Below are 26,835 nucleotides of genomic sequence, written 5' to 3'. Positions count from 1 at the left end.
GGGGCCTCGGAGTCAGGAAAGGGGCTTGAGGGTGAGGGGGTCCCGCAGGGGCAGGCGGATCAGGGGCAGGGGCGCGATGTCCTTCAGGGCCCCGGGGTGGTCCTTGACGTCGCCGGCTTCGGCCTCGGAGGCCTTGCCCACCACGAGGATCACCAGCTGGCCGGGGTCCAGGTACTTCTTCGCGGCGCGCTGCAGCTCCCCGGGGGTGACGGCCTGGATCTTCTCCCGGTAGTCGGCCCACCAGTCCTCGGGCCACCCGGTGAGCTTCTCCTGGGCGAAGGCGTTCACCACGCCGGCCTTGCGGCCCCACTGGGCGGGGAAGGCCTGGATGATGCCGTCCTTGATGACGGCCAGCTCCTCGGCGGGAACGGGCTCGGCCTTGATGCGCTCGATCTCCGCCAGGGCCAGGCGCAGGGCGTAGGCCACGGACCGGTTCTTGGTCTGCATGGACCCGCTCCAGTTGCCCTTCCAGTGGGCCCCGTCGCCGAAGCCCGTGCCCACGCCGTAGGTGAGGCCTTCGTCGCTGCGGATCTTCTTCATCAGGCGGGAGGTGAAGCCGCTGCCGCCCAGGACCTGGTTCAGGAGCAGGGCCGCGAACCAGTCGGGATCCGACCGGCGCAGGCCCGGGAGCGCGAAGCGCACCAGGCTCTGGGGCACATCCTTGTCGATGACGTAGATGCCGGGCTTGCGCTGGAAGGCGGGCGCGGGGACCTTGGGGCTGGCCTTGGCGGCGGGGCCGGGCTTGAGGGCGCCCAGGGTGCGGTTCAGGAGGTCCAGCATGGCCTCCTTCTTGAACCTGCCGGACACGGAGATCACGAGGTTGTCGGGGTGCAGGAGCCGGGCATGGAAGGCCGCCAGGTCCTCCCGGGTGATCGCCTTGAGGCTGGCCCCGGTGACCTGGGCGGAGGTGAAGTGGTCCTCGCCGTTGAGGAGGCGATTCATTTCACCGCCGGCGATGCCCTCGACCTTGTCGTTGCGGGCCAGCATGCCCTGCATGACGTTCTCCTTGGCCCGGTCCAGGCGGTCCTGGGCGAAGGCGGGGCGGGTGAGCACCTGCATGAACAGGTCCAGGCCCTCCTGGAGGTCCTTCTCCATGAATTCCATGCCGACCGAGCCGGAGGTCTCCCCCAGGCTCGAGGAGATGTCCCCGGCCAGGAATTCCAGGCGCTCGTCCAGGGCCGCCGCGGGGGTCTTCTCCGTGCCGCCGGCGCGCATCTGCATGCCGGTGAGGGCGGCGAGGCCCTCCTTGCCGCGGGGCTCCAGGTAGGCGCCGCCCCGGATGAGCACCTTCAGCCGCACGAAGGGCACGCCCTTGGGCTCCGCAGAGATGTAGACCGGAATGCCGTTCTTCAGCCGGGCCTTGAAGGCCGCCGCGCGGGGGGCCTCGAAGGCCAGGGGCCTGAAGGCGATCTGCTCGGGGCGGGGGGGGAGGGCCTGGGCCAGCAGGGCCCCGCCCGCCAGAAGGGCCAGAATCGTTGCGCGGGCCATCACTTTGCCTCCTTGCGGCGGACCACCAGGGTGGTGCGGTTCTCGGGAACGAAGTACTGCTGCGCCACCCGCTGCACGTCGGCGCGGGTCACGGCGCTGAGGTGGGCGGGCTCGTCCAGGAAGTCCTTGTAGGTGCCCGCGCCTTCGGCCTCGGCCAGCTGGTCCCGGAGCTCGGCGTTGCTCTCCATGCGGGCGTAGGTGCCGGCCTGGACCTGGTTCTTCACCTTCTGCAGTTCGGGTTCGGTGACGCCTTCCTTCTGGATGCGCTCCACCTCCTGGATGAGGAGGCCTTCCACCTCCTCCGGCGTGTGGCCGGGGGCGGGGGTGCCCCCCAGGTAGAAGAGGCCCCCGGCCTTCATGGCGCGGAGGCCGGCTCCGGCGTACACCGCCACCCGCCTGCGGATCACGAGCTCGCGGTTGAGCCGCCCGGACCGTCCGTTGAGGATGGAGCTGAGCACGTCCAGGGCCGCCGCGTCCTTGTGGACGGAGGAGACGACCTTGTGCACGCACTGGACCCGGGGCATGGCGTCGGCGTTCGCCACCAGGCGCTGCTCGGCGCCCTGGGGCGGCTCGAGGGTCGTGACCTTGGGCGGCGCGCCGGCGTGGGCCGGGATGCCGCCGAAGTACTTCTGCACGGTGGCGAAGGCCTCCTCGGTGCGGAAGTCGCCCACGAGGATGGCGGTGATGTTGTTGGGCGCGTAGTAGGTGGAGAAGAAGTAGTCCGCCTGGTCCCGGGTCACCGTGGCGATGTCGCTGGGCCAGCCGATGACGGGCCAGCTGTAGGGATGGGCCTGCCAGATCATGGCGTTGAAGGTCTCCTCCACCTTGCCGGTGGGGGTGGCCTCCACGCGCATGCGCCGCTCCTCCAGCACCACGTCCCGCTCGCTGTAGAACTCCCGGAACACCGCGTTCCTGAGCCGGTCCGACTCCAGCCAGGCCCAGAGCTCCAGCTTGTTGGCGGGGACGTCGATGTGGAAGAAGGTGCGGTCCGTGGTGGTATTCGCGTTCAGCCCCGTGGCTCCCGCCTGCTTGTAGACCTTGTCCAGCTCGTCCTTGACGATGAGGCCGCGCTGCTCCCGCACCAGCCGGTCCAGCTCGGCCAGGAGCTGCTGGTGGCGGGGACTTCGCACCCTGGGGTCGTTGATGTCGGCGATCTCGCCCCGGCGCAGCTTTTCCCGGAGCTGGTCCAGCTCCTTGCGGACCTCCTCCATGGTCCGGTCCTGCAGGGCGTTGAGTTCCGCGTCGCGCGTGGCGTCGCGGGTGCCGATGACCTTCGTGCCCTTGAACATCATGTGCTCGAACAGGTGCGCGATGCCCGTGATGCCGGGGCGCTCGTCGGCGCTGCCCACCCGGGCCACCCATCCGCAGGAGATGGTGGGCTCGTCGTGCCGCTCCACCATGAGGATCCGCATGCCGTTGGGCAAGGTCCGTTCGATGACGGGGATGTCCTGGGCCTGGAGCGGGCCCAGGCTGCCCAGCACGGCCAGGGCGAATCGGATTCGGAGCGATGCCATTCTACCTCCCAGGGTTTGATAATCTTCCAGGTTCAATTAGCGGACGATCCGGTGGCACCCGGGTGGTCCGGTTTGCGAATTTCCCAGGAGTCCAGTCCGGTCCGGGGCGCCGCCGCCCGCCCTGGGGATCCAGCTGAAGGAGCCCTGAACGTAACCAATCACCGGGTCCGGGCATGTTGGCTTTGGCGAAGGTTCCGAGCCAAATCCCGAATCCAAGGTGTGAATGTTCACGTTCATTCTTTCCATTGTCCTGGCGGCAGGGTGCTGGGTCTGGGCCGACCCCGTTCCCTCGGCCGGCCCGGATGCGGAGCTTGCGGCCCTGTGCGAGGTGGACCAGGCCGATTGTGAGCCCCGGCCCACCTCGCACAGGGCCGCGAGGGAATGGGGCGCCCGGCGCCGGGAGCGCATCCACCGGGCTCGGATCTTGCTGCGTTCGGGGACCCTCCGGGATCCTCACAGCTTCGACCACGCGGCGATCCTATTCCACCATGGACCCAGGCTCGACGATTCCCTGGTGGCGCGCGAACTGGCCGTCCTCGCCTGCTTCCTGAAGGCCACCTACAACGGCACGTGCGCCCTCGCGGAGGACCGCTACCTGTTGCGGGTATCCCGGGCTTCCACCAGGTTGGTGCCGATCCAGCTGACGCGGCCCCGGTGGAAGACCTGTGGCCGATTGATGAGCTTGAAGACCACTTCCCGGTGTTCGAGGCAGAAGGCCCTGGCCCGGACAGGCGAATTGGTGACCAGGGTCGGAGGCACCGCAAGGCCGAGGCTGCGTGCGAGGCGCAATTGGAAGCCCTTGTCCTCCGCCAACCGGGTCATTTCCGGCTGGTTCACGGTGAAGGTGAACGGTGCGAGCAGGAGGGTGAAGCACTGGCAGGTGCGTTCACTGGCGTCCTGCAGGAACTCCCCTTCCCCCGGCTCCAGGGCGTCGAGCCGCTTGCGACGCAGGGGCTTCCAGATCCAAGCGCTCGTCACGTTCGCCAGGTCGATCTCCTCGCCGTCCTCGTCCACCAGGGTTCCGCCCTCAAGGGCCGTGGGGTCGAAGGCGAGGCGGGTCCGCCCTGGAAATGCAGGGACATTGAAGCGCGCCCAGGATGCCTTCCGGTCCCGGAGCTTCTTTATGACGAGATTTGCGACATCATCGTACGCATTGGTGACGACCAGGATCATGGCTACCCTTCCGTGAAGCAGGTGTCATGATCCAGGCAATGGATTCAGGGCGTGGCGGAGCCTTGAACGGCTACTGGGGAGCCGACCCCGGCTGGCCTGCGCCCTGGCTGCTCGGGAACACGGGCTTCCGCTTTTCCACGAAGGCGGCTTTGCCTTCCCCGTAATCGGGGCTCTGGTACACCATCCGCCTCAGCCCCTGGATGCGCTCCTGGGTTTCGGGACTCATGGAGTAGGAGTTGCCCAGGACGCGCAGCTGCTCCTTGAGCACGCTGATGGCCAGGGGGGAGTTGTCCAGGATCCGGGCCACGAGGGCCAGGGTGAAGGCTTCCAGCTCCTCCCCGTCCACCAGGTGGTTCAGGAGGCCCAGTTCCCGGGCCCGCTCGGCGCTGATGGGCTGGGCGGTGAAGAACAGTTCCTTGACGATGTGCATGGGCATGGCGCCGATGAAGCGCATGAGGCCGGTGGTGGTGTAGGGGACGCCCAGCTTGGCGGGGGTGATGGCGAAGGTGGTGGTGGGGGTCCCGATGGCCATGTCGCAGGTGACGGCCAGGTCGCAGGCGCCCCCCCACACGCTGCCTTCGATCATGGCGATGACGGGGACGGGGCAGTTCTGCACGGCCCGCAGGGCCGTGGCGAGGTCGTCGTTGTAGCCCAGGGGGTCGATGCCGGGGTCGGGGAGTTCGCGGATGTCGAAGCCGGCGCTCCATACCTTGCTGCCCTTGGGCGCCCGGAGGATGATGGCCCGGGCCCCGGAGGCCACGAGCCTCTGGATGGACTGCTCGATGCCGTTGAGCATGGCCTCGGACAGGCAATTGCGCCGGGCCGTGTTGTTGAGTGTTATAACGCCGATTCCGCCGTTCAAATCCGTGAGCACGTGATCCATGGGGTCTCCATCCCTGGGATGATCGCATGCTTCCCGAAGGCCTGCGGGAGCCCGGCCCGCCCCGGGCCCCGGATTCCCGGTCAGAAGATCCGGCCCATGCGCCAGACCAGGCCCGCGTTCAGGGAAAGGCGGGGCGCCCCGTCGGTGTGGCCCGCCTCCACGCCCAGGTCCACGCAGAGGCGGGGCGTGAGGTCGCGCCGGACGGCCAGGACGCTGCTCAGGGCCTGGGGTCCCAGTTTCGTGGCCGCCAGGGCGTAGGTGTCCAGGGTGAGGTTCCAGGCCGGGGCCACCGCGCAGGTGATGGCCAGGGACAGGGCGGCCTGGCGCACGCGCCCCCCGCCCCCCTTGCGCCCGATCCAGTTGGCCCCGGCGTTGAGGTCGAAGGCCCAGCGGCCCTGGGTGCGCGAGGCCGTGAGCAGGAGGGTGTCGTCGTGCCGGCCGGTGCCGATGCCCTTGGCCACGCTGGCCCGGGGGATCTTGTGCCAGTGGGCGAGGCCCAGGTCCACGCCGCCCCGGGCCTGGGACAGGAAAAGGGCCTGGCCGCCGATCACCGGGTCGCTCCCCCCGGCCTTCTGCTCCCCCTGGGAATCCTTGCGCAGGGCCGGGCCGCTCCAGCCCACCCGGAGATCGAACCAGGAATCGATCCCGACGTTCAGCTGGGTCGGCACGAACCGGTCCTTGGAACCGTCCCGGTTGTGGATCGTCTGGGCCCCCAGCTCCAGTTCCGCGAAGCCCGGGTCCGTGAGTCCGGCCGAGGTGGTGAACAGGGGCCGGCAGGCCTTGGGGGTCAGGTCCGCGGGGGGCGTCTGGGAGGCCAGCGTCGAACAGGCCAGCGCGGCGGACAGGGCGAAGCCGAGGCGCTTCATGGCGCATCTCCAGGGGGGAAAAGGTTGTTTGAAAATCCACGTGCGACTGAATCTCAACTTCACCATCAACGATCCACAAATACAAGACCCGAAGGTCCGCTTGTGCCCCGGATCACAGTGCGGCGCCCCGGAACGGCATTCCCGCGGCGGCTGGGTTATCAATGGATCGAAGCCGGTTGCGGAGGTGGCCCATGACATGGACCTGGGTGCGGGCGGGGGCGCTGGCCCTGGCGGGCCTCGCCGCGGCGGGGCAGGAGACCCCCATGAACAACCGGGTGGTGTGGTTCCGCATCCTCCCCGAGCCGATGCCCGAGGGCGTCACGGCCTTCGCCCTGGAGGCCAGCAGCCAGTTCCTGCGCACGGGCAACGAGACCAGCGCGGACGGCCGCTCCCGGGCGGTGCTGGACGGCGAAGACTGGCAGCTCACCGGGGATCTGGCCGGGCGGCTGGGACCCGGGCGCTTCAACGTGCGCCTGCGGGCCGTGGCCAGCTCCGGGGGCATGGGGGACCAGGCCGTCGCCTCCTTCCACAAGCTCTTCGCCCTGCCCGACGGCAGCCGGGGCCAGGTGCCGCGCAATCAATTGGAGTACCGGCTGGTGGTGAACGGGCGCCCCGTGGCGGCCCTGGACCGGCCGGCGACGCGCCTCCTGGCCACGGACCTGGCCTACGTGGTGGATTTCGGGAACCGCGCCACGGGCTGGCGGGTGGGGGCCAGCCTCCAGGTGCCCACGGGCAGCGACCGGGACTGGTCTTCCTCCGGGGGGTTCAATGAACTGGCCGGGGTGGCCGGCTGGCGCACCTGGGGCCGCTGGACCCTGCACGGCCAGGGGGAGGTCCTGCACCTGGACCTGCCGGGGGCCAGCCCCTTCCGGGAGGCCATGCCGCGGCGCACCCTGGGCCGGGCCTGGGCGGGGATCGGGTTCCGGGACGACGGGCCGGGCTTCTGGCGGGGCTTCGCGGTGGACGTGACCCTGCAGTACCACCCCAGCCCCTACAAGGTGGGCGTGGACTGGATCGACCTGCCGGGCATCCAGCAGCACTGGACCTTCAGCCACCGGAACCTGCCCCGCTGGCGCTTCGGGTTCTCGGAGGACGCGGGCAGCTACACGGAACCGGATATCACCGTGTTCGCGGTGTTCCGGCCCTGATCCATTGGGTTCCCTTATGAACCTATTCAATCCATGCAGGATGGCCCTGGCGCGTTGACGGGGGGGCCGCCAGGGCCTATTCATGGAATCACATGGAACCCATGGCCCGACGTTTCGCTCTCGATGCCGCCCTCCCGGGCGCGCCCATGGCGGACGCCGTCCTCGCCCTTACGAGCCTGTTCATTACGGTCGTACTTCTTGCGCCCGGGGCGGGGGCTTCCTAGAGCACGACGGAAAGCAACCCACCGCCCCGCACCCCCCAGGTCGCGGGGCTTTTTTCATTCCCATCCTCCCAGGAGATCCCATGAGCCCTGTGCTGCGCAGCACCTCCACCCCGCTGGACACCCGGAACGCCGGTTCGGGTTCCCCCGGCCGGTCCACGGACCCCGGCCAGGCCGGGCCCCGCACGCCCTTCCCCGCCAACCGCCCGGCGGATGTCCCTGAACTCCAGGACGGATGGAGCTTCCGCCTCCTGGTGTGATCCCGCCGGCGGGGGGGAGCATTCGCCGCTGAATTAATGGATAATCCACCATGCCTCCACGTGGACCCTCCTCCCTTCCGGGCCGGCCATGATCGCCCTGGCCCCGGGCCGACTGCTGGGTTCCGTGGACGGCGCCCTGGTGTGGGACATCACCCGGAACCTGGCCCTCAACGGGCTGGGCGCCTACCTGGTGACGCGGCTGGGTTCCGTGCGCCGGGCCCTCACCGGTTCCCATTACCGGGCCAAGGACCAGCTCATCCTGGCCCTGGTCTTCGGGGCCTTCTCGGCGGCGGGCAATTTCATCGGCATCCCCGTCCAGGGCGCCCTGGCCAACACCCGCATCGTGGGGCCCATCGCCGGGGGGCTCATCGGCGGGCCCCTGGTGGGGATCGGGGCGGGCTTCCTGGGCGGGGCGGTGCGGTACTCCATGGGGGGCTACACGGCCCTGGCGGCCCTGGTCTCCAACATCCTGGCGGGCCTGATCAGCGGCCTCGTGCACCGGCGCCTGGGGGCCTCGCGCATCACGGTGCCCGTGGCCATGGGCACGGCGGTGCTGGCCGAGCTCAACCTGAAGGTCTGCATCCTGCTCATGGCCAAGCCCTTCGCCCAGGCCTGGCAGCTGGAGCGGGCCATCGCCATCCCCACCATCCTGGCCAACGCCGCGGCGGTGGGGATCTTCCTGCTGGTGGTGCGGGACGTGTTCCGGGAGCAGGAGAAGCTCAAGGCCCAGGCCACCCAGCAGGCCCTGCTGGCCCAGGCGGAGCTCCAGATGCTCAAGGCCCAGGTGAACCCCCACTTCCTGTACAACACCCTGACCACCGTGGGCGCCCTCACCCGCACGGATCCCGAGGCGGCCCGCACCGTCATCAAGGATCTGTCGGTCTTCCTGCGCCGCTCCCTGGACCGGGGGGAGGAGATGACGACCCTGGCCGACGAACTGCAGACGGTGGAACTCTACCTCAGCCTCCAGAAGGCGCGCTTCGGCGACCGGGTGCGGGGGGAGATCCAGGTGCCGGCGGAACTCCTGGGCCTGGTCCTGCCGGTGTTCATCCTGCAGCCCCTGGTGGAGAACGCCATCAAGCACGGCATCGGCCCCCGGCGGGAAGGGGGCACCGTCACCCTGCGCGCGGGCCGCGAAGCCCAGGGCGCCTGGATCGAGGTGCGGGACGACGGCCTGGGCATCGAGGCCCCGGACCTGGAGCGGCTCAATCTGCGGGGCGGGACGAAGTCGGAGACCGGCCTGGGCCTGGGGCTCACCCACGTGCACCGGCGCCTGCGGCTGATCTTCGGGCCCGCGTCGGGACTGGCCCTCTCCAGCCCCGGTCCCGGCGGGGGCACCGTGGCCCGCCTCACCCTCCCCGCCCAGGCCCTGCCATGAGCCGCGTGCGGGCCGTCATCGTGGACGACGAGCCGCTGATCTGCGGCGAGCTGAAGACGCTCCTTGAGGCCCAGGAGTGGGCCTGGGTGGTGGGGGTCTACCACGACGGGGCCCGGGCCCTGGCCTTCCTGGAGGAGGAGGGGGCCGACCTGGTCTTCCTGGATATCCAGATGCCCGAAATGGGCGGGCTGGAACTAGCGGCGCGCCTGGCGGCGCTGCCCCGGCCGCCCCGGGTGGTCTTCGTGACGGCCTACGCGCAGCACGCCCTGGAGGCCTTCAAGGTGCAGGCCATGGACTACCTCCTCAAGCCCTTCGACGCCGCCGACCTCCTGCGCATCCGGGACCGCATGGCCGGGGCCGGGCGCGCCCCGGCCGAAGCCCCCCGCTTTCCCCGCACCATCCTGGTGGAGGGGGCCTCCGGGCTGGACGTGGTGCCCGTGGACCGCATCCGGATGATCGTGGCCCGGGAGCGGGAGGTGTTCCTGGAGACCCTGGACGGCCGCAGCCGGCCCACCCGCACCCGGCTGACGGAGTACGAGGCGAGGCTGGACCCCGCCTTTTTCCTGCGCTGCCACCGGAACTACATCGTCAACGTGGACCAGGTGCAGAACCTCACCCCCTGGTTCAACCACGCCTACCTGATCCACCTCAAGCCCCTGCGGGACGGGGTCGTGGCCGAGATCCCCGTGGGGCGCATGTACCTGCCCCGGCTCAAGAGCGTCTTCGGCCTGTAGCCGCCTCCGGGCCGCTGGTACCCCCATCAGGGCCGCCGGTGCGCCGGAGGTGGACGGGGAGCCGCGCAGGCCTCCTCATGGATGCACACCCTGGCAAACCCATAGGAGGATCGGACGTGGAACGCAAGAAGCTCATCGCGCTCATCGCGGCCTTCGCGGCCCTGGCGGGGATCCTGTGGCTGACCCCCGGGGTGAAGGGACTGACGCCCACCAGCAGGGCCGCCCTGGGGGTGGCGGTGTTCGCCATCATCGTGTGGGTCACCCAGGCCCTGGAGGACGCCGTCAGCGGCCTGCTCATCGTCTTCCTCCTGGCGGCCCTCAAGGCCACTCCGCTGGCCGGCGCCTTCGGGGGGTACGCCAACACGGCCCTGTGGCTCATCGTCATCGGCTTCATCATGGCCGGGTGCATGGAGAAGTCGGGCTTCTCCAAGCGGGTGGCCCTGACCCTGGTGAACCTGGCCGGCGGGGACGCCGTGAAGATCTACTGGGCGGTGGCGGCGGTCATGGCGGTCATGACCTTCCTGGTGCCCTCCATCACGGCCCGCACCCTGCTCATGCTGCCCATCATCCTGGGCATCGGCCAGGCCTTCAACGCCGAGCACGGCAAGAGCAACATCATGAAGGCCCTCATGTTCATCGTGGCCATGAGCGGCACCATGATGAGCATGGGCGTGCTCACGGCCCACGTGGGCAATCCCATCACCGTCGGGCTCATCGAGGCCGCCGCCAAGCGGTCCATCTCCTGGTCCATGTGGTTCAAGGTGGGTGGCGTTCCGGCCTTCGCGCTGGCCTTCCTCTCCGTCTACGTCCTGCGCCTCATGTGGCCCCCCGAGACCCGCACCCTGGGCACCGGCCACGACTACATCCGCACCGAGCTGGAGGCCCTGGGGCCCTTCTCCCGGGCCGAGAAGTACACCCTCGTGGTCTTCCTGCTGACCCTGGCCCTCTGGGCCACGGACTCCTTCCACGGCATCAACGTGGTGATCGTGGGCATGGCCTCAGTGATCGTCCTGCTCTGGCCGTCCCAGGGCGTCATGGGATGGAAGGAGGCCCAGTCCAAGGTGCCCTGGAACGTGTTCGTGCTGTACGGCTCGGGCCTGTCCATGGGCGCGGCCCTGGCGTCCTCGGGCGCGGCCAAGTGGATGGCCGGGACCCTCCTGGGGCCCCTGGTGCACCTGCCCCACGTGGCCCAGCTGATCATCATCATCTGGCTCATCACTGCCCTGCAGGTGTTCTTCACCGGCGGCGGGCCCAAGACCACGGCCCTCACCCCCATCGTCATCGCCCACGCCGTGGCCATCGGCGCCGATCCCCTGGCCTTCGCGCTGATCGTCGGCATCAACATGCCCCACCAGTACCTGCTTCCCGTGACCAACATGCCCAACGCCGTGGCCATGGGCAGCGGCCACATCACCTCCCGGGAGATGCTGAGGACCGGGGCCGTGATGAGCGTCCTGGCGGGGGTCTTCATGACGGTCATGGCCCTGACGTACTGGACCTGGCTGGGGCTCACCCGGTAGGAGGCGGCCATGTCCGTGACCACGCTTTCCGACGAACTGAGGCTGATCGTGGGCCGGGACCACGTCCTGGACGGCGAGGTGGACCGGTTCGGCTATTCCTACGATTCCTCCTTCCTGCCCCTGGTGCCGGCCCCCAGGCCCGACGTGGTGGTGCGGCCGCGCACCGCGGAGGAGGTGTCGAGGGTCATGGCCCTGGCCTTCGCCGGGGGGATCCCCGTGACCCCCCGGGGGGCCGCCAGCGGACGCACCGGGGGCTCGGTGCCCCTGCACGGCGGCATCTCCCTGGCCCTGGACCGCATGACCGACATCCTCGAGGTGGACGAAGGCAACATGATGGTCACGGCGGAGCCCGGCGTGCGCACCATGGACCTGCACGACGCCTGCGCGGCCCGGGGGCTCTTCTACCCCCCGGATCCCGCCAGCTGGAAGTTCAGCACCATCGGCGGCAACGTGGCCGAGAACGCCGGCGGCATGCGGGCCGTGAAGTACGGCGTCACCCGGGACTACGTCATGGGCCTCCAGGTGGTGCTGGCCGACGGCACCCTCCTGGAGACCGGCGGAAAGGCCATCAAGAACGTCACCGGCTACGATCTCACGGGCCTGTTCACGGGCTCGGAGGGGACCCTGGGGGTCATCACCCGGGTGCTGCTCCGGCTCATCCCCCTGCCCAAGGCCCGTGGGGTCCTGCGGCTCCTGTTCGCGGACATGGACGCCGGCTGCGCCCTGGTGCACCGCATGCTCAAGGCCGGCATCGTGCCTTCCGCGGCGGAGATCATGGACGACGTGAGCCTCCAGGCCGTGGCCCGGCACCGCCGCATGGCCCTGCCCGCGGGGGCGGGCTGCTGCGTGATCATCGAGGTGGACGGGGAGGACGCCGCGGAGCTGGAGGCCCAGTGCGGGCGCATCCGCGGCGTGGCCGAAGCCTGCGGCTGCCTGGAATTCAAGGTGGCCCAGGACAAGGCCGAGAGCGACGAACTCTGGGCCGTGCGCCGGGGCCTAAGCCAGGCCGTGGCCGCCCTGGCCCCCAACCGCCTGGGCGAGGACATCTCCGTGCCCCGGGACGCCTTTCCCGAGGTGGTCCGGCGCATCGGCGCCATCGCCAAGCGGTTCGACCTGCTCATCCCGGTCTTCGGGCACGCCGGGGACGGGAACCTGCACCCCTCGGTGCTCTGCGACATGGCCGACCCCGCCCAGGCCGAGCGGGTCCACCGGGCGGTGGACGCCATCTTCGAGGCGGCCCTGGCGGTGGGCGGCACCCTGAGCGGCGAGCACGGCATCGGCATCACCAAGCGCCCCTACCTGGCCCAGGCCCTGGGGGAGGCGGGGGTGCGCACCCTCCAGGCCGTGAAGGCCGGCCTCGATCCCAAGGGGATCCTCAACCCGGGGAAGATCTGGTGAGCGGCCTCCTGGAGGAAGCCAAGGCCCTGGTGGCGGGCTGCGACCGGTGCGGCACCTGCCTCACCGTCTGCCCCCTTTTCAAGGTGCGGGACGTGGAGCGTTCCAGCGCCCGGGGCAAGAACGCCCTGGCCCGGGGCCTGGCCGAGGGGGGCCTGGAGCCCGGCCCGGAGGTGCGGGGGGCGGTGGAATTCTGCCTGCTGTGCCGGGCCTGCACCGACGCCTGCCCCAACAAGGTGCCCACGGACGAGGCCATGGTGCGGGTGCGCCAGCACCTCACGGACCGCGCGGGGGGCCCCACGGTGACGTACCGCCTGGTGGGGGCCGCGCTGCGCAGCCGCGCCGCGGTGGGGCTGGGCGCCCTGGCGCTGGGGGCGCTGCGGCGCCTGGGGCTCCTGCGCCTCCTCCCCTCCGCCCTGGTCCCGAAGGAATTTCCCCGCAAGGCCTTCCTGGCCGCCTTCGCGGGGCCCGCGGCCCTGGGCGGGGAGGCTCCGGCGGCCACCCCGGGGGCCCACGCCCGGGTGGCGTACTTCCAGGGCTGCGGCATGAAGCTGATGTTCCCCGACGCCGCCGAGGCCACCCTGAAGCTCCTGGGGGGCCTGGGGGAGGTGTCCGCCCCGGACAATCCCTGCTGCGGCCTGCCCCACCTGGCCCACGGCATGAAGGGGACCTTCCTGGAACTGGCCAGGGAGAACATCGCGCTCTTCGAGGAGGCCGATGTGGTGGTGACCGACTGCGCCAGCTGCGGCGGGGCCCTCAAGCACCTGGCGGACCACTTCAAGGATGACGGGGCCTGGCGTGACCGGGCCGCGGCCTTCAGCGCCAAGGTGCTGGACCTCACCGAGTTCCTGGTGCGCGCGGGGTACCGCTCCCCCTCCAGGGGGGAGCGCACCTTCACCTTCCACGACCCCTGCCACCTGGCCCGGGGGCAGGGGATCCGCCGCCAGCCCCGCCAGCTCCTGGAGGCCGCGGGCCGGTTCGTGGACATGCGGGAGGCCGACACCTGCTGCGGCGGCGCGGGCACCTTCCACATGGACCACCCGGGGACCGCGGCGCGGATCCTGGCCCGGAAGGCTTCCAGCATCGAGGCCACGGGCGCCGAGGTGGTCGTGACGGCCTGCCCCGGGTGCCTCATCCAGCTCACCCGGGCGGCGGAGGCCAGCGGGGGGCGGTTCAAGGCCATGCACATCAGCCAGGTGATCTGAAGAAGGGTCCCTCCCGGGGGCGGAAGGGTGGCTTAATGGATTCATGCAAACCCTGTTCGAGCCGGACCTGGAGCTGGAGCTCGCCCTCTCCGGCGTGGGCGAAGGCCGCCGGGGGCTGAGCCTGGCCCTGGCGGCGGGCCTGACCCTGGCGCTGGTGTGGGGGCTCGGGGCCCTGCGCCTGCGCGCGGCGGACCGGCAACGCGCCGTGGTCTCCGGCCTTCGCATCGCCGTCGACCTGGTGCAGGAGCCCGGCCTCCGGGAGGCGCCGTCCCCGGGCCGCCCCGGGGATCCCAACGGGACGGGGACGGTGGATCCCGCCCTGCTGAAGTACCAGGCCCTGCAGGCGGGGCTTCCCCGGGCCAGCAGCTTCACGCCGGACCTGGACCTGGACCCGCCCCGGGCCCTTCCCGGGGAACCCACGCTCCTGGACCTGGCTCCGGGCCTCCCGGTGGCCCGGGGCGGCAACGGCATGGCGAAGGGGGACGGCGGTTCCCGGCCCGCGCGCGCCGCCGCGGCCCCCCCGGCCCGGCTCATCCTGGCCCAGCCCCTGGACGACGACGAATTCCGGATCATCCGCCAACCCATCCCCGTGGTGAAGGGGGCCAGGCGGGACATCAAGGGTTCCGTCCTGGTGCGCCTCTCCATCGGCGCCGACGGCGTGCCCCTCACCGCCACGCCCCTGGGGGGCCCCCCGGAGATCTGGCCGAAGATCGTGGAGACGGTGCTCCAGTGGCGCTTCCACGTGCCCGAGCGCATGCGGGCCCAGGCCCCCATCCGCCTCGACGTGAATTTCTCCCTGCAGACCCTCTGACCCCGGTCCGCGGCCTTCCGGGGCGCCCCGGCCGGTGGCGTCGGTCAGGCGGGCAGGGTATCGTGGAAACGTGCGAATCGCAGAACCCCTGAACCAGGCCGCGGAGCCGCTCCGGGCGCGGGAGGACTGAATGTCCCCCGGCGCCCCCATGAAGGATCCCGCCCTCGTCGCCCAGGCCCTGGATGCCCTCGTGGTCTCCGAGGCGGAATTCCCCATCAAGGTGGAGGGCACCCGGACGCTGCCCTACACGGCGGTGGTGCTCAGGCGCGAAGCGGGCTCCGGGGACCTGATCTTCAAGCTGCTCCGGCCCCTGCCGCCGGCCCTGGCCGCGGGGGCGCTCTTCGAGATGGTCTTCGCCACCGGCGACAAGCGCCTGGAGGGGCGCCTGCGGTTCTTGGGCCGGGAGGGCTACCTCCAGTACCGGTTCCAGGCCCCCCCCTTCCTCACGGCTTCGGACCGGCGGCTCTGGAAGCGGTTCCCGTTCCGCCCCCGGGAGAACTTCTACGTGGCCGGCCAGGATTCCGAGATGCCCGGGCGCGGGCTCACGGGGCCCCTGCTGAACCTTTCCATGGGGGGCCTGTCCTTCCGGGTGGACCGCATGGTGAGGCTGGACGACGGGATGCCCATCGCGCCCCACGCGGCCATGCTGGACCGGGGCATGGTCTTTTCCCTCCTGCGCCTGAGCGGGTTCCCCAAGGGGGATTACCTGGAGGCCCGGGGCCAGGTGGCGCGGGTGCTGCAGACGGGGTCCGAAACGCACGTGGGGGTCCAGTTCATGGGCATGGGCGAAGCCGAGAAGCTGCTCCTGTCCCGGTTCCTGGAGGCGCGGGACCGCCAGAGCAGCCTGGGCTCCGGCGCCTTCCGGCCCGAGGCCGGGACCCTGGAGGCCGCGGCCCCGGTCCGGGTCCGGAGCGAGGCGCGGCGGGCCCCGGCGCCCACAGGGCTGGAGGCCCTGGACGCCCTGGACCGGAGGTGCGCGCGGCTCCTCCTGGTGGGGGCTCCGGGGGAGGACCGGGAGCGCCTGGAGGGCAAACTCAGGTCCTCGGGATACTGGCGCCTGGAAGCCACCCCCGACCTGTACGGGGCCCATGCGCTGTGGAAGGACGCCGGCACCGCGCCCATCCGGCTCCTCCTGGTGGATCTGGAGTCCAGCCGGGCCGGTGGCGGGGAACCCGTGGGCGCGGTGCGGCGCATGGAACCCCTGCTCCGGTCCTTCGGGGAATTGCCCGTCGCCTTCGTCACCCGGGAGGCGGATCCCATGCTGGACCTCCTGGGGATCCCCGGCTACCGGGGCCTGGCGCTGGAGGGTCCGGGGTGGGAGGAGCTCCTACCTTAGGATCGCGTCCTCGATGGTGTTCCCTTCGCCCAGCACGGGCTCCAGGGATCCCGCGGCCAGGAGCAGGCCCCCGGGGGCGTTGCCGCGCACCAGGCAGTGGTCCATGGCCAGGGCGGCCTCCAGGTGGCAGGCGATGCCCATGGAGGCGCCGTCCACCACCCGGGTGGAGCTGAGCTGGGCGGCGCCGCCCCGGTGCAGCAGGAGCCCCGGCTGCCCATTGCCCGAGACTTCGCAATCCTTCAGGACGACACGGCCCCCGTCCACGGCGCACAGGCCCAGGCCCGCGTTTCCCGTGATGCGGCACCCGGTGAGCTCGACCAGGGCGCCCTCCGCGGCATGGACCCCGGCCGCGGCGTGGTCCGAGACCTTGCAGTACTCCAGGGTGACCCGGGCGCCTTCCAGGGCCAGCACTCCGGCCGAGCCGCTCCGGATGAATTCGCAGCCCACGAACCGCGAGGTGGTGCGGGGCCCCAGCTCCACGGAGCCGCCGGCGTGGTCCTCGAAGACGCAGTCCACGCCCGTGGCCTGGGCCCCGGCGTGGAGCCGCAGGCCGAGCCCCGGGGGGCTGGTGACCAGCGCGGCCTCCAGGGTGGTGTGCCCCGAGCGCAGGTCCGCGGCCGGTCCCGGTCCGCCGCCCCGGAGGGTGAGGCCCCGCACCTCGCAGCGGGGGGCGTCCACGGTGAGGCAGGGGCCCCCGGCGGATTCCACGACGATCAGGGAGGCGTCGCCGGAGCCCTGGAGGGTGAGTTCCTTGTCCACCACCACCGCCTCCCGGTAGACCCCGGGCAGGATCTCGATGACCGCCCCGCTGCGGGCCTGGCGCAGGGCTACCCGGATGCTGAGGCAGGTGGCGCCGCCGCCCTTGCCCACCACGATGCGCTGGGGGGGCAGGGGGGCTTCCAGGGGCGCGGCGAGGGCCCTGCGCAGGTCGGAGGCCAGGTCCTCGGCGGTGGCGTGCCTCTGGGCCGGGTCCTTGGAGAGGGCCTTCTTCATCACGTCCACCACCGCCCCCGGAATGCCCGCCAGGTGATCCGGGGCGAGCTCCCGGGGGGGCTTGTGGAGGATGGCGTTGAGGATGGCCGTGGGGCCTTCGCCGGTGAAGGGCCGGTCCCCCCCGGAGAGGATCTCGAAGATGATGACCCCGGCGGCGAAGATGTCCGCGGCGGGCCCCGCTTTGCCCGATTCCAGGTACTCCGGGGCCATGTAGCTGACGGTGCCCATCCAGGTGCCCTGCTCCGTGAGGCTGGAACGGTCCACGCTGGCCACGCCGAAGTCCAGGAGCTTGGCCACGGGGCGCTTGCCCTTGCCGCCCACGAGGATGTTGGCGGGCTTGAAGTCCCGGTGGACGATGCCCCGGGCATGGGCGAAGCCCAGTCCGTCGCAGGCCTGGGCCAGGGCCTCCAGGAGCTCGGCCCGGGAGGGCGCGCCGCGCTGGATGAGGGTGGCCAGGTCATCCCCCTCGTGGAATTCCATGGCCAGGTAGCAGAGCTCCTCGACCATGCCGAAGTCGTAGATGGTGATGATGTTGGGGTGGTTCAGGGCCGCCATGGCCCGGGCCTCCCGTTCGAAGCGGGCCTGCCCCTCGCCCTCGAAGGCGGTGCCGGGGCGGATGGTCTTGACCGCCACGGGCCGGTCCAGGACGGGGTCCCGGCCCAGGTACACCTCGCCCATGTTGCCCCTGCCCAGGAGCCGGACGATCTCGAACTTGCCTATGGTCTTGATCATGCGGGTTCAATAATAAACCTGAATGCAGGATTTATCCGTTAAAGGTATCCTCTTCCCCTTCGAACTATTCATTCATGGAGGCCCCCATGGGCATCATCATGCGAATCTTCGGTCGCCTAAGGATCCGCGGGAAATTCGCGGTGCTCTTCGCGGGGCAGGTGCTGCTTCTCGCGGCCGTGGCCCTCACCGGGGGCCTCACCATCAACCGGGTGGTGACCCGCCTTTCGGTGTCCGGGGCGGACCTGGACAAGGCCAAGATGCTCTCCAGCGCCCTCAACGACGTGAACACCATCCGCACCGTCCACGTGTCCCTCATCGCCGCGGCCCACGACGAGGCCTACCAGGCCAAGCGGGGCCAGCGCCTCAAGGAGCTGGAGGAGAAGGCCCGGGTCAAGCTGGCCGCCCTGGAGACCGTGGACTGGAGCCCGGACGAGAAGGCGCTGGTGACCCAGGGCCTCGCCTCCATCCGGAAGTACGACGCCGGATTCCCCGGGGCACTGGCCCGCGCCAAGGCCGCGGCCAAGCCCGACCCCGCCCTCATGGAGGCCAATGTCCAGGACCAGCGCCTGGGGCGGGAGGGCTTCGAGAAGACCCTCGCGGCGATCGACGCGCGCACCCGGGAGGACATCGGCCATACGTCGGGCTTCGCCGGCCGCATGCAGCTCTACCTCCTGGCGGGAACCCTGGTGGCCATCCTCGCGGGAATCGCCATGACCGTGATCGTCGGGCGGCAGGTGGGCACGGCCGTGCAGGAGATCCGCACCTCGCTGGTGGCGGTGGGGGGAGGCGACCTCACCCGTTCGACCCGGGTGGAGACCCGGGACGAATTCGCCGAGATCGCCGAAAGCCTCGACGGCCTCGCCCGCGGCCTGCGCGCGGACATCGCCACCCTCGCCGGCATCGCCGAGCGGGTCGCCAGCGGTTCCACGGAACTGTCCGCCACCACGGAGCAGCTCAACGGCGCGACCGAGGAGATCAGCAAGGGCGCCGAACACCAGCGCGCGGCCATGGACCGCTCCACCTCGGCCCTCAACGACGTGGCCAGCAGCATCACCGAAGTGCGCGGCACGGTGCACGAGACCGACCGGTTCTCCCAGGAGTCCCTGGCCATGAGCGCCCGGGGCCTGGACTGCGCCAAGGGCTCCTCCCAGGCCATGGAGGCCATCGAGGAGAGCTCCGCGAAGGTGGGCCGCATCACCTCCGTCATCGCCGACATCGCCCGGCAGACCAACCTGCTCTCCCTGAACGCCGCCATCGAGGCCGCCAAGGCCGGGGCCCAGGGCAAGGGCTTCGCGGTGGTGGCCGAGGAGATCCGCAAGCTGGCCGAGCGCAGCGCCGCCGCGGCCAAGGAGATCAGCCAGCTCATCCAGGAAAGCACCGACCGGGTCAAGGACGGCGCCGTCTCCACCGCCGCCGTGCGGGAGATCCTCGTGGCCATGGAGGCCAATATCCGGAGCCTGTCCACGGGGGCGGCCCGGGTGGCCTCCTCGGTGGAGGAGCAGACCCTGGCCTGCAACGAGGTGGTGGAGGCCGTCAGCACCACGGCCCAGCTCACCGAGCAGAACGCCTCGGCCACGGTGGAGCTGGCCTCCAGCCTCCACGAGACCTCCCGCACCATCGACGACCTGGCCCGCCAGGCCGGGGATCTCCATCGGCTCACGGGCAAATTCCGGTTAGCCTGAATCCCGTTCTTCCCTGGAGGTGCCCATGCTGCCCGAGATCGCGACCGCCGCCCGGTGTTACGCCGTGGGGGATGCCTTCCTCACCCGGCTGGTGGGGGACTTCACGGAGGCCGACTGGGCCGTGCGCGACGCCTCCGGCCACGATCCGCGCTGGTTGGTGGGCCACCTCGCCACCTACCGGAACCGCGTGGCCGCGGCCCTGGGCCTCCCCGTGGAGACCGCCCCCTGGGAGGCCCTCTTCCTCCGGGGCACCTCGCCCCGGGACCTCCCCGCCGACCTGGACATCGGGGCCGTGGCCGCCGCGTTCCACGCCGCCCAGGCCGCCATGGCCGCGGCCTGGGAGGGCGTGACCCGGGAGACCCTGGCCAAGCCGGTGGGGCGCACCCTGCCCGACGGCACCACGGACGTGGCCGGGCTCGTGGGCTTCCTGGCGTGGCACGAGGCCTACCACCTGGGGCAATTGGGTATCTTCAGGCGCCTGGCGGGAAAGCCCGGGGCGATCTGAACCCGCGGGGGTTCAGTCGACCTTCCTGGGCGCATAGGCCTTCATGGGTTCCAGCTTCCTGACGTACGGGCTGGTCCAGAGCTTCTCGTAGATCTCCCCGCCCTGCCGGGCCAGGTCCGGCTGGCGAAGGATGGCCTCGACGTTGCGGGAGGCCTGGAAGTAGTCCTCCTCCCAGTTGCTGGTGCCCACCCACAGCACGGCGCCGTCGATGACCACGTACTTGCTGTGGATGGTGCGGGAGAAGGGGATGTGCCCCGTGGACGCCTCGGGGATGGAGGCGATGCGCACGTCGATGTTGGGGATCAGGGCCAGGGACTTGAGGTGGTCCAGGCCGCGGCTCTTGAAGACCCAGTCCGAGACCAGCAGGTCCACCTTCACCCCGCGCACGGCCGCGGCCCGCAGGGCGGTGTCCAGGGCGGGCCAGTAGCGGTTGCGGGCCACGGGGGAGTAGGTGAGGAGCTGGACGCGGATGCTGGAACGGGCCTCCCCCAGGAGCTGGACCAGGGCGTCCAGGGCGGGGCGGACGGTGCCGGGGGAGAGGAAGGGGGGGCTCGCCACCAGTTCCGCCGGTCCCAGGGGGGCGGGGACGGGCCTGGCGGCGGGGGGCAGGCTCTTGTCGCCCGCGAAGCGCCAGTCCACTTCGAAGACCTCCTGGAGGCGGTCCACCAGGGCGGGATCGGTGGTGCGGATGCCCAGTTCGTGGATGTGCTCCAGGGCGCGCCAGTCGAAGTTCTGGCTGCCCAGGACGCCCTCCCTGCCGTCGGCGAGGAAGTACTTGGCGTGGAGGATGCCGGTGGAAATGCCCTTGAGGTCGAAGGTCCGCAGTTCGAGGTTCTTCACCCTGCGCAGCCGCGCCACCGAGGCCGGGTCCTGCTCCAGCATGCGCCCCGCGGAAAGGATGAACCGGATCTTCACGCCCCGGGCCCCGGCGCGCTCCAGCTCCTGGAGCACCTCCTCCAGGGCCCCGCCGGGCTCCTGGGCGATGTAGAACTCCGCGAAGTCCAGGCGGCTCTTCGCACCCCGGATGACCTGGATCCAGGCGTCCTTGGCGAAGGCCAGGTCCGGGTGGGCCAGGGGGGTCTCCCGGGGGATGGACTGGATGAGCTGGGTGAGGCCTGCGGCCCGGGCCGGAAGCAGGGCCAGGGCGAGCAGGGCTGAAACGATGGGGCGTCGAAGATGCATGGGACCTCACGGTGGTATACCCAGTTTGAGCGGATTCCCCCGGGAATGGTTGAATCTCTCCCGGGAGGGTGGCCAACGAACCGGGGCGAAGGTCCGGCACACGCATGCTTACCTAGATGTCCCCCAGGGCCCTCTGTGCCGCCCTGAGATCGAAGGCCTCGGCCTTCCAGCCCCGGGGAAAGCAGGCCCTGGCCTGGCCATGCTCCGGATGGCTGGGGTCCTGGGCCGCGGCCAGGGAGGCCTGGAAGGCGAAGGGACCCCCGGAGCCTTCGGGGGGGCAGGCCCGGCGTCCGCCCAGGCAGATGGGGCCCCCCAGGGGAGCCTCCAGGAGCAGGCGCGCCTCCACCGTCACCAGGTGGGACCAGGCATCCTCGAAATCGTATTCGTAGTGGAAGGCGTCCCCGGCCTCGACGCCCAGGCCCGCCAGGGAGACCCGCTCGCCCCGGAGGTCGAAGGCGTCCTCGGAGCCGCTGCGCCCGTATTCGCCGCCCCGGATGCGGAAGACGTGCCCGTGGTCGTCCTCCCACCCGAAGGCGGCCTGGATGGCCCGGTGCAGCCGGGCCAGGCTGAGGGAGGCCGGTACCTGGAGCCGGCGCCACACGGGAGGCCGGGTGTCGGCCAGGAGGATCTTGAGCTGGAACGCGTCCCTTGGATCCTTGAGGTGCATGGGAACCCCCGGGGTGAGGAATGGCGGCCCCCGATTCTAGATCCTTCCCGGGGTTCTGTCACAATTGGCCAACGGAATTCCAGAAACGCGAGGCACCCGATGATTTCGGCCACCGACCCCATCCAGCGGTCCTTCGATTGGACCCGCAAGTCGCTGTTCAGCCCCTTCGATCTGGGGAAGTGGTGCACCATCGGCTTCACCTCCTTCCTGGCCGCCCTCATGGGCGGCGGGAGCCTGAATTTCCGGTCCGGCAGGCCCTTCCGGGGGCTGGGCTCCGCGGGAAGCCCCACCTCCCCCCTGGAGGCCCTGGGGGTGGCGCGCCTGTGGGTCCTGGGCCACCCGGGGCTGGTGGTGTCCCTGGGGGTCCTGGCCCTGGCCTTCCTGATGCTGGTGTCGTGGCTGGGGGCCCGGGGCCAGTTCATGTTCCTGGACAACGTCGTCAGCGGCCGGGGGCGCGTCGCCGAGCCCTGGAACCGCTTCCGGGAGCACGGCAACCGGGTCTTCCTGTTCCTGCTGGCGCTCCAGATCGCGGGCATCGCCGTGCTGGCCCTGGGGCTGTTCGCGGGCTGGCGCATCGCGGAGCCCGACATCGCCGACCTGCACTTCGGGATCCAGGCCCTCAAGGGCATCCTGGCCGCGGCCGGCATCATCCTCCCCCTGGGGCTGGTGGTCGTGCTGGTGGGCCAGGTGCTGCGGGATTTCGTGGTGCCGGTGATGTACCTGAGGGGGACCACCGTGGCCGGGGGCTTCGGGGTGTGGTGGAACGAGCTGGTCCCGGGCAACGGCGGGAGCTTCCTGCTCTTCTACCTGCTGAAGTGGCTCCTTTCCCTGGCGGCGGCGACCCTCATCATCCTGGGGACCTGCTTCACCTGCTGCCTGGCGGGGCTGCCCTACGTGAGCTCCGTGGTGTTCCTGCCGGTGGCGGTGTTCTTCCGGGCCTATTCCCTGGCCTTCATGGGCCAGTGCGGGGAGGCCTGGGTGCTGCTGAGGGACGGTTCCCAGCATTGAAATGGTTTATTGGAACCCAAGGAATCCGAATACTCATGGACGGAGGGGGGGGCCGGGACGCGTAATGGAATTTTCCTAGACCGGAAGGTCCCATGAAACGCCAACCCATCGCCATCTTCGACACCACCCTGCGGGACGGGGAGCAGAGCCCCGGCTGCAGCATGCAGCCCCAGGAGAAGCTCCGCATGGCCCTCCAGCTCGCGGCCCTCAAGGTGGACGTCATCGAGGCCGGGTTCCCCGTGGCCAGCGAGGAGGACTTCGCCGCCGTGAGCCTCGTGGCCCGCAGGGTCAAGGGCCCGGTCATCGCCGCCCTGTGCCGGGCCCTGCCCCTGGACATCGACCGGGCCTGGGCCGCCCTGAAGGAGGCCGCCCGCCCCCGCATCCACACCTTCGTCTCCACCTCCGACCTGCACATGACGCACAAGCTCCAGAAGACCCGGGCCGAGGTCCTGGCCATGACCCGGGAAGGGGTCCGCCGCGCCGCGGGCCTCTGCGGCGACGTGGAGTTCAGCGCCGAGGACGCCACCCGCAGCGACCTGGCCTTCCTGGCGGACGTGGTGGCCATCGCCCTGGAGGAGGGGGCCACCGTCGTCAACATCCCGGACACCGTGGGCTACACCTTCCCGGAGGAGTACCGGAACCTGATCCTGGCCCTGCGGGAGCGGGTCCCCGCCCTGGAGCGGGCCGTCATCAGCGTCCACTGCCACAACGACCTGGGCCTGGCCGTGGCCAACACCCTGGCCGCCCTGGAGGCCGGGGCCCGTCAGGTGGAATGCACCGTCAACGGCATCGGCGAGCGCGCCGGCAACGCCTCCCTGGAGGAGGTGGTCATGGCGCTGCGGGTGCGGGGGGAGCACTTCCCCTACGAGACCGGGATCGTAACCCCGGAGCTGTTCCGCACCAGCCAGGTCCTCTCCAACATCACCGGCGTGCAGGTGCAGCCCAACAAGGCCATCGTGGGCCGGAACGCCTTCGCCCACGAATCGGGCATCCACCAGCACGGCATGCTGGCCAACCCCATGACCTACGAGATCATGACCCCCGAGAGCGTGGGGGTGAAGACCAGCAGCCTCGTGCTGGGCAAGCACAGCGGCCGCCACGCCCTGGCCCAGCGATACGAGGAGCTGGGCTACCCCCTGGAGAAGGGCACCCTGGAGGGGGTCTACAAGCTCTTCACGGACCTGGCCGACCACAAGCGGGAGATCTTCGACGAGGACCTCATCGCGCTCCTGTACGACGGCATCACCGAGGATCCCCAGACCTGCCGCCTGGTGGCGGTGCAGGCCAATTCAGGCACCCACTCCATCGCCACGGCCCTGGTGACCCTGGAATGCGCCGGCGGCGAGACCACCGAGACCGCCTCCGGGGACGGCCCCGTGAACGCCGTGTGCGAGGCCATCAACCGCATCACGGGGCTCCAGGGGGAGATCCAGGACTTCCGCCTCCACTCGGTCACCGGCGGCGCCGACGCCCAGGGCGAGGTGCACGTGCGGGTGCGCTTCCCGGAGGGGGTCTTCACGGGAAGGGCGGCCAGCACGGACATCGTCCACGGCAGCGCCCAGGCCTACCTGGACGCCATCAACAAGGTCCTCCTGGCCCGCTCGTGCCGGGAATCCATGACCAGCACCCACGCCTGACCAGGAGTCGTCCATGCGCGCCCGAATCGCAGTTCTGCCCGGGGACGGGATCGGTCCCGAAGTGGCCCGGGAGGCCAGGGCCTGCCTGGAGCAGGTGGCCTCCCTGGCCGGGCATGCCTTCCAGTTCCTGGAACTGCCCATCGGCAGCGCGGCCATCGACGCCTGCGGCACGCCCCTGCCGGACGCGACCCTGGAGGGGTGCCTGGCCTCGGACGCGGTGTTCCTGGGGGCCGTGGGCGACCCCAAGCACGACGCCCTGCCCGCGCACCAGAAGCCCGAGAAGGGCCTGCTGGCCCTGCGCAAGGGACTGGGGGCCTTCGCCAACATCCGGCCCGCCTTCCTGCACCCGGCCCTGGTGAACGCGTCGCCCCTGCGGCCCGAGGTGGTCCGCGGCACCGACCTGGTCATCGTGCGCGAGCTGGCCGGGGGCCTCTACTTCGGCGAGCCCCGGAGCCTCACGGAGGACACCGGCACCAATACGCTCGCCTACTCCCGCTTCGAGGTGGAGCGCATCGCCCGGGTGGCCTTCGAGCTGGCCATGGGCCGGCGGCGCAAGGTCACCAGCGTGGACAAGGCCAACGTCCTGGAATCCAGCCTCCTGTGGCGGTCGGTGGTGAAGGAGGTGGCCCAGGGCTACCCCGAGGTGGCCCTGGAGCACCAGTACGTGGATTCCTGCGCCATGGCCATCGTCACCCGGCCCACCTCCTTCGACGTGGTGGTCACGGACAACCTCTTCGGGGACATCCTCAGCGACGAGGCCTCGGTGCTCACCGGCAGCCTGGGCATGCTCCCCAGCGCCAGCCTGGGCGGGAAGGTGGGCCTCTACGAACCCGTCCACGGCTCCGCCCCGGACATCAAGGGCCGGGGCGTGGCCAACCCCCTGGGCGCCATCCTCAGCGCCGCCATGCTCCTGCGCCACAGCCTGGGCCTGGAGGCCGAGGCCGCGGCCCTGGAGGCGGCGGTGGGCCGCACCCTGGACGCGGGCTACGGCACGCCGGACCTCAAGTGCGGGCGCAACCACGTGAGCACCCGGGGCCTGGCGGACCTGGTGCGCGTGAACGTCGGCAACCTCCTCCTGGGGACCCCCGCATGAAGACGCTCTACGACAAGCTCTGGGAAAGCCACGTGGTGGAGGACCTGGGCGACGGCACCGCCCTGCTCTACATCGACCGCCACCTGGTGCACGAGGTCACCAGCCCCCAGGCCTTCGAGGGGCTGCGCCTGGCGGGCCGCGCCGTGCGCCGGCCCGGGGCGGCCCTGGCCGTGGCCGACCACAACATCCCCACCCGGGACCGGGCCTCGGGCCTCGCCGGCATCCAGGACCCCACCAGCCGCCTCCAGGTGGAGACGCTGGAGGCCAACATGGCCGCGTGCCCCATCCCCTACATCCCGCTCCTGGACCCGCGCCAGGGCATCGTGCACATCATCGGCCCCGAGCAGGGCTTCACCCTGCCCGGGAGCACCGTGGTGTGCGGGGACAGCCACACCAGCACCCACGGGGCCTTCGGGGCCCTGGCCTTCGGCATCGGCACCAGCGAGGTGGAGCACGTCCTGGCCACCCAGACCCTCGTGCAGAAGCGGGCCCGGAACTTCCGCATCCTCGTGCGGGGCGCCCTGCCCCGGGGCACGGGGGCCAAGGACCTCATCCTCCGCATCATCGGCGACATCGGCATGGCCGGGGGCACCGGGTCCGCCCTGGAATTCGCCGGGGAGGCGGTGCGGGCCCTGGGCATGGAAGGGCGCATGACGCTGTGCAACATGGCCATCGAGGCCGGCGCCCGCACCGGGCTGGTGGCCCCGGACGAGACCACCTTCGCCTACCTGGAGGGCCGGCCCATGGCCCCGGCCGGGGCCCTGCGGGAGGAGGCCCTGCGCCGGTGGCGCGCCCTCCCCTCGGATCCCGGGGCCGCCTTCGACCGGGAGCACGTGCTGGACGTGGCGGACCTGGAACCCCAGGTCACCTGGGGCACCAGCCCCGAACAGGTGGCGGGCATCACGGGCCGGGCCCCGAAGCCGGGCGAGGCCCCCACGGAGGAGAAGGAACGGCGCGCGGAGCGCTCCCTGGAGTACATGGGCATCCGGCCCGGGCAGGCCCTCACGGACCTGGCCGTGGACGTGGTGTTCATCGGCTCCTGCACCAACGGGCGCCTCTCCGATCTGCGGGAGGCCGCCGGGATCCTCCGGGGCCGCAGGGTGGCCCCGGACGTGCAGGTGCTGGTGGTGCCCGGCAGCGGGCTCGTGAAGGCCCAGGCCGAGCGGGAGGGCCTGGATCGGGTCTTCCGGGAGGCCGGCTGCGAATGGCGGGAGCCGGGGTGCTCCATGTGCCTGGCCATGAACGACGACCGGCTCCAGCCCGGCCAGCGGTGCGCGAGCACCAGCAACCGCAACTTCGAAGGCCGCCAGGGCCGGCTGGGGCGCACCCACCTGGTCTCCCCCGCCATGGCCGCCGCCGCCGCCGTGCGGGGGCGCCTGGCCGACGTGCGCGATTTCCTGTGAG

At 71.0% G+C, this 26,835-nt stretch carries 23 protein-coding genes; 15 read left to right on the top strand and 8 right to left on the bottom strand.

Annotated elements, in window-relative coordinates:
* Positions 1-12 precede the first annotated feature (12 nt).
* The 5 genes from R2J76_RS18785 to R2J76_RS18765 all read right to left on the bottom strand — a co-directional run bounded on the left by R2J76_RS18785 (position 13) and on the right by R2J76_RS18765 (position 5,924).
* The gene (locus R2J76_RS18785; RefSeq protein ID WP_316413192.1) at positions 13-1,488 is read right to left on the bottom strand and encodes a M16 family metallopeptidase; all 1,476 of its coding nucleotides are present in this window, start codon (positions 1,486-1,488) and stop codon (positions 13-15) included.
* Positions 1,488-3,002: a M16 family metallopeptidase gene (locus R2J76_RS18780; protein ID WP_316413191.1), complete on the bottom strand. Its 1,515-nt coding sequence runs from the start codon at positions 3,000-3,002 to the stop codon at positions 1,488-1,490. Before R2J76_RS18780 ends, R2J76_RS18785 begins: the two co-directional genes overlap by 1 nt.
* 591 nt (positions 3,003-3,593) lie before the next feature.
* The gene (locus R2J76_RS18775) at positions 3,594-4,175 is read right to left on the bottom strand and encodes an MvdC/MvdD family ATP grasp protein (RefSeq protein WP_316413190.1); all 582 of its coding nucleotides are present in this window, start codon (positions 4,173-4,175) and stop codon (positions 3,594-3,596) included.
* A 70-nt stretch (positions 4,176-4,245) separates the two neighbouring features.
* Positions 4,246-5,058 carry a methylmalonyl-CoA decarboxylase gene (gene scpB / locus R2J76_RS18770; protein WP_316413189.1) on the bottom strand — a complete coding sequence of 271 codons (813 nt, stop codon included), beginning with the start codon at positions 5,056-5,058 and terminating at the stop codon, positions 4,246-4,248.
* 80 nt (positions 5,059-5,138) lie between these two features.
* Positions 5,139-5,924, bottom strand: coding sequence for a transporter (locus R2J76_RS18765; protein WP_316413188.1), 786 nt, complete (start codon positions 5,922-5,924; stop codon positions 5,139-5,141).
* 191 nt (positions 5,925-6,115) lie between these two features.
* On the opposite strand from R2J76_RS18765, the gene R2J76_RS18760 reads away from it, so the two are divergent.
* The 9 genes from R2J76_RS18760 to R2J76_RS18720 all read left to right on the top strand — a co-directional run bounded on the left by R2J76_RS18760 (position 6,116) and on the right by R2J76_RS18720 (position 15,932).
* On the top strand, positions 6,116-7,072 hold the full coding sequence (locus R2J76_RS18760; RefSeq protein ID WP_316413187.1) for a hypothetical protein: 957 nt from the start codon (positions 6,116-6,118) through the stop codon (positions 7,070-7,072).
* 304 nt (positions 7,073-7,376) lie between these two features.
* Complete coding sequence (locus R2J76_RS18755) at positions 7,377-7,553, top strand: hypothetical protein (protein ID WP_316413186.1); 177 nt, start codon at positions 7,377-7,379, stop codon at positions 7,551-7,553.
* A gap of 88 nt (positions 7,554-7,641) precedes the next feature.
* A complete protein-coding gene (locus tag R2J76_RS18750) occupies positions 7,642-8,931 on the top strand; it encodes a LytS/YhcK type 5TM receptor domain-containing protein (RefSeq protein ID WP_316413185.1) in 1,290 nt (429 codons plus the stop codon).
* Positions 8,928-9,665 (top strand): LytR/AlgR family response regulator transcription factor, encoded by a 738-nt coding sequence (locus R2J76_RS18745; protein ID WP_316413184.1) that lies wholly within the window; start codon positions 8,928-8,930, stop codon positions 9,663-9,665. Before R2J76_RS18750 ends, R2J76_RS18745 begins: the two co-directional genes overlap by 4 nt.
* A gap of 116 nt (positions 9,666-9,781) precedes the next feature.
* Complete coding sequence (locus tag R2J76_RS18740) at positions 9,782-11,185, top strand: SLC13 family permease (RefSeq protein WP_316413183.1); 1,404 nt, start codon at positions 9,782-9,784, stop codon at positions 11,183-11,185.
* 9 nt (positions 11,186-11,194) lie between these two features.
* Positions 11,195-12,583: an FAD-binding oxidoreductase gene (locus tag R2J76_RS18735; RefSeq protein ID WP_316413182.1), complete on the top strand. Its 1,389-nt coding sequence runs from the start codon at positions 11,195-11,197 to the stop codon at positions 12,581-12,583.
* The gene (locus R2J76_RS18730; RefSeq protein ID WP_316413181.1) at positions 12,580-13,785 is read left to right on the top strand and encodes a (Fe-S)-binding protein; all 1,206 of its coding nucleotides are present in this window, start codon (positions 12,580-12,582) and stop codon (positions 13,783-13,785) included. The genes R2J76_RS18735 and R2J76_RS18730 overlap by 4 nt, the downstream gene beginning before the upstream one ends.
* 43 nt (positions 13,786-13,828) lie before the next feature.
* Positions 13,829-14,596: a hypothetical protein gene (locus tag R2J76_RS18725; protein ID WP_316413180.1), complete on the top strand. Its 768-nt coding sequence runs from the start codon at positions 13,829-13,831 to the stop codon at positions 14,594-14,596.
* Between the two features lie 130 nt (positions 14,597-14,726).
* Positions 14,727-15,932: a PilZ domain-containing protein gene (locus tag R2J76_RS18720; RefSeq protein ID WP_316413179.1), complete on the top strand. Its 1,206-nt coding sequence runs from the start codon at positions 14,727-14,729 to the stop codon at positions 15,930-15,932.
* Here the strand turns inward: R2J76_RS18720 and R2J76_RS18715 are convergent.
* Complete coding sequence (locus tag R2J76_RS18715) at positions 15,924-17,657, bottom strand: protein kinase domain-containing protein (protein WP_316413178.1); 1,734 nt, start codon at positions 17,655-17,657, stop codon at positions 15,924-15,926. The two genes, R2J76_RS18720 and R2J76_RS18715, sit on opposite strands and share 9 nt — an antisense overlap.
* 86 nt (positions 17,658-17,743) lie before the next feature.
* Here R2J76_RS18715 and R2J76_RS18710 point away from each other — a divergent pair, with 86 nt between their 5' ends.
* Both R2J76_RS18710 and R2J76_RS18705 read left to right on the top strand, forming a co-directional pair.
* Positions 17,744-19,339, top strand: coding sequence for a methyl-accepting chemotaxis protein (locus R2J76_RS18710; RefSeq protein ID WP_316413177.1), 1,596 nt, complete (start codon positions 17,744-17,746; stop codon positions 19,337-19,339).
* A gap of 25 nt (positions 19,340-19,364) precedes the next feature.
* Positions 19,365-19,844 carry a DinB family protein gene (locus tag R2J76_RS18705; RefSeq protein ID WP_316413176.1) on the top strand — a complete coding sequence of 160 codons (480 nt, stop codon included), beginning with the start codon at positions 19,365-19,367 and terminating at the stop codon, positions 19,842-19,844.
* Between the two features lie 12 nt (positions 19,845-19,856).
* Here R2J76_RS18705 and R2J76_RS18700 read toward each other — a convergent pair whose 3' ends face one another.
* Positions 19,857-21,026, bottom strand: a complete 1,170-nt coding sequence (locus R2J76_RS18700) for a phospholipase D-like domain-containing protein (RefSeq protein ID WP_316413175.1) — start codon at positions 21,024-21,026, stop codon at positions 19,857-19,859.
* Positions 21,027-21,138: 112 nt separating this feature from the next.
* A complete protein-coding gene (locus R2J76_RS18695) occupies positions 21,139-21,693 on the bottom strand; it encodes a plasmid pRiA4b ORF-3 family protein (RefSeq protein WP_316413174.1) in 555 nt (184 codons plus the stop codon).
* Positions 21,694-21,792: 99 nt separating this feature from the next.
* Between R2J76_RS18695 and R2J76_RS18690 the strand changes: the two genes are divergently transcribed.
* The 4 genes from R2J76_RS18690 (at position 21,793) to leuC (ending at position 26,834) form a co-directional block, all read left to right on the top strand.
* Complete coding sequence (locus tag R2J76_RS18690) at positions 21,793-22,701, top strand: DUF7544 domain-containing protein (protein ID WP_316413173.1); 909 nt, start codon at positions 21,793-21,795, stop codon at positions 22,699-22,701.
* A gap of 92 nt (positions 22,702-22,793) precedes the next feature.
* Complete coding sequence (locus R2J76_RS18685) at positions 22,794-24,338, top strand: 2-isopropylmalate synthase (protein ID WP_316413172.1); 1,545 nt, start codon at positions 22,794-22,796, stop codon at positions 24,336-24,338.
* Positions 24,339-24,351: 13 nt separating this feature from the next.
* Entirely contained in the window at positions 24,352-25,431 is a 1,080-nt protein-coding gene (gene leuB, locus R2J76_RS18680; protein ID WP_316413171.1) for a 3-isopropylmalate dehydrogenase, read from the top strand.
* On the top strand, positions 25,428-26,834 hold the full coding sequence (gene leuC / locus R2J76_RS18675) for a 3-isopropylmalate dehydratase large subunit (RefSeq protein WP_316413170.1): 1,407 nt from the start codon (positions 25,428-25,430) through the stop codon (positions 26,832-26,834). The genes leuB and leuC overlap by 4 nt, the downstream gene beginning before the upstream one ends.
* Position 26,835 lies beyond the last annotated feature (1 nt).

Origin of the sequence: Mesoterricola silvestris, assembly GCF_030295405.1 — a bacterium.
Taxonomy (GTDB): domain Bacteria; phylum Acidobacteriota; class Holophagae; order Holophagales; family Holophagaceae; genus Mesoterricola; species Mesoterricola silvestris.
This window is presented reverse-complemented; position numbering and strand designations above follow the sequence as displayed.

Coding starts and splice junctions, on each gene's coding strand:
- R2J76_RS18785 (WP_316413192.1), bottom strand. CDS start 1,488: ATGGCCCGCGCAACGATTCTGGCCCTTCTGGCGGGCGGGGCCCTGCTG.
- R2J76_RS18780 (WP_316413191.1), bottom strand. CDS start 3,002: ATGGCATCGCTCCGAATCCGATTCGCCCTGGCCGTGCTGGGCAGCCTG.
- R2J76_RS18775 (WP_316413190.1), bottom strand. CDS start 4,175: ATGATCCTGGTCGTCACCAATGCGTACGATGATGTCGCAAATCTCGTC.
- scpB (WP_316413189.1), bottom strand. CDS start 5,058: ATGGATCACGTGCTCACGGATTTGAACGGCGGAATCGGCGTTATAACA.
- R2J76_RS18765 (WP_316413188.1), bottom strand. CDS start 5,924: ATGAAGCGCCTCGGCTTCGCCCTGTCCGCCGCGCTGGCCTGTTCGACG.
- R2J76_RS18760 (WP_316413187.1), top strand. CDS start 6,116: ATGACATGGACCTGGGTGCGGGCGGGGGCGCTGGCCCTGGCGGGCCTC.
- R2J76_RS18755 (WP_316413186.1), top strand. CDS start 7,377: ATGAGCCCTGTGCTGCGCAGCACCTCCACCCCGCTGGACACCCGGAAC.
- R2J76_RS18750 (WP_316413185.1), top strand. CDS start 7,642: ATGATCGCCCTGGCCCCGGGCCGACTGCTGGGTTCCGTGGACGGCGCC.
- R2J76_RS18745 (WP_316413184.1), top strand. CDS start 8,928: ATGAGCCGCGTGCGGGCCGTCATCGTGGACGACGAGCCGCTGATCTGC.
- R2J76_RS18735 (WP_316413182.1), top strand. CDS start 11,195: ATGTCCGTGACCACGCTTTCCGACGAACTGAGGCTGATCGTGGGCCGG.
- R2J76_RS18725 (WP_316413180.1), top strand. CDS start 13,829: ATGCAAACCCTGTTCGAGCCGGACCTGGAGCTGGAGCTCGCCCTCTCC.
- R2J76_RS18720 (WP_316413179.1), top strand. CDS start 14,727: ATGTCCCCCGGCGCCCCCATGAAGGATCCCGCCCTCGTCGCCCAGGCC.
- R2J76_RS18715 (WP_316413178.1), bottom strand. CDS start 17,657: ATGATCAAGACCATAGGCAAGTTCGAGATCGTCCGGCTCCTGGGCAGG.
- R2J76_RS18710 (WP_316413177.1), top strand. CDS start 17,744: ATGGGCATCATCATGCGAATCTTCGGTCGCCTAAGGATCCGCGGGAAA.
- R2J76_RS18705 (WP_316413176.1), top strand. CDS start 19,365: ATGCTGCCCGAGATCGCGACCGCCGCCCGGTGTTACGCCGTGGGGGAT.
- R2J76_RS18700 (WP_316413175.1), bottom strand. CDS start 21,026: ATGCATCTTCGACGCCCCATCGTTTCAGCCCTGCTCGCCCTGGCCCTG.
- R2J76_RS18695 (WP_316413174.1), bottom strand. CDS start 21,693: ATGCACCTCAAGGATCCAAGGGACGCGTTCCAGCTCAAGATCCTCCTG.
- R2J76_RS18690 (WP_316413173.1), top strand. CDS start 21,793: ATGATTTCGGCCACCGACCCCATCCAGCGGTCCTTCGATTGGACCCGC.
- R2J76_RS18685 (WP_316413172.1), top strand. CDS start 22,794: ATGAAACGCCAACCCATCGCCATCTTCGACACCACCCTGCGGGACGGG.
- leuB (WP_316413171.1), top strand. CDS start 24,352: ATGCGCGCCCGAATCGCAGTTCTGCCCGGGGACGGGATCGGTCCCGAA.
- leuC (WP_316413170.1), top strand. CDS start 25,428: ATGAAGACGCTCTACGACAAGCTCTGGGAAAGCCACGTGGTGGAGGAC.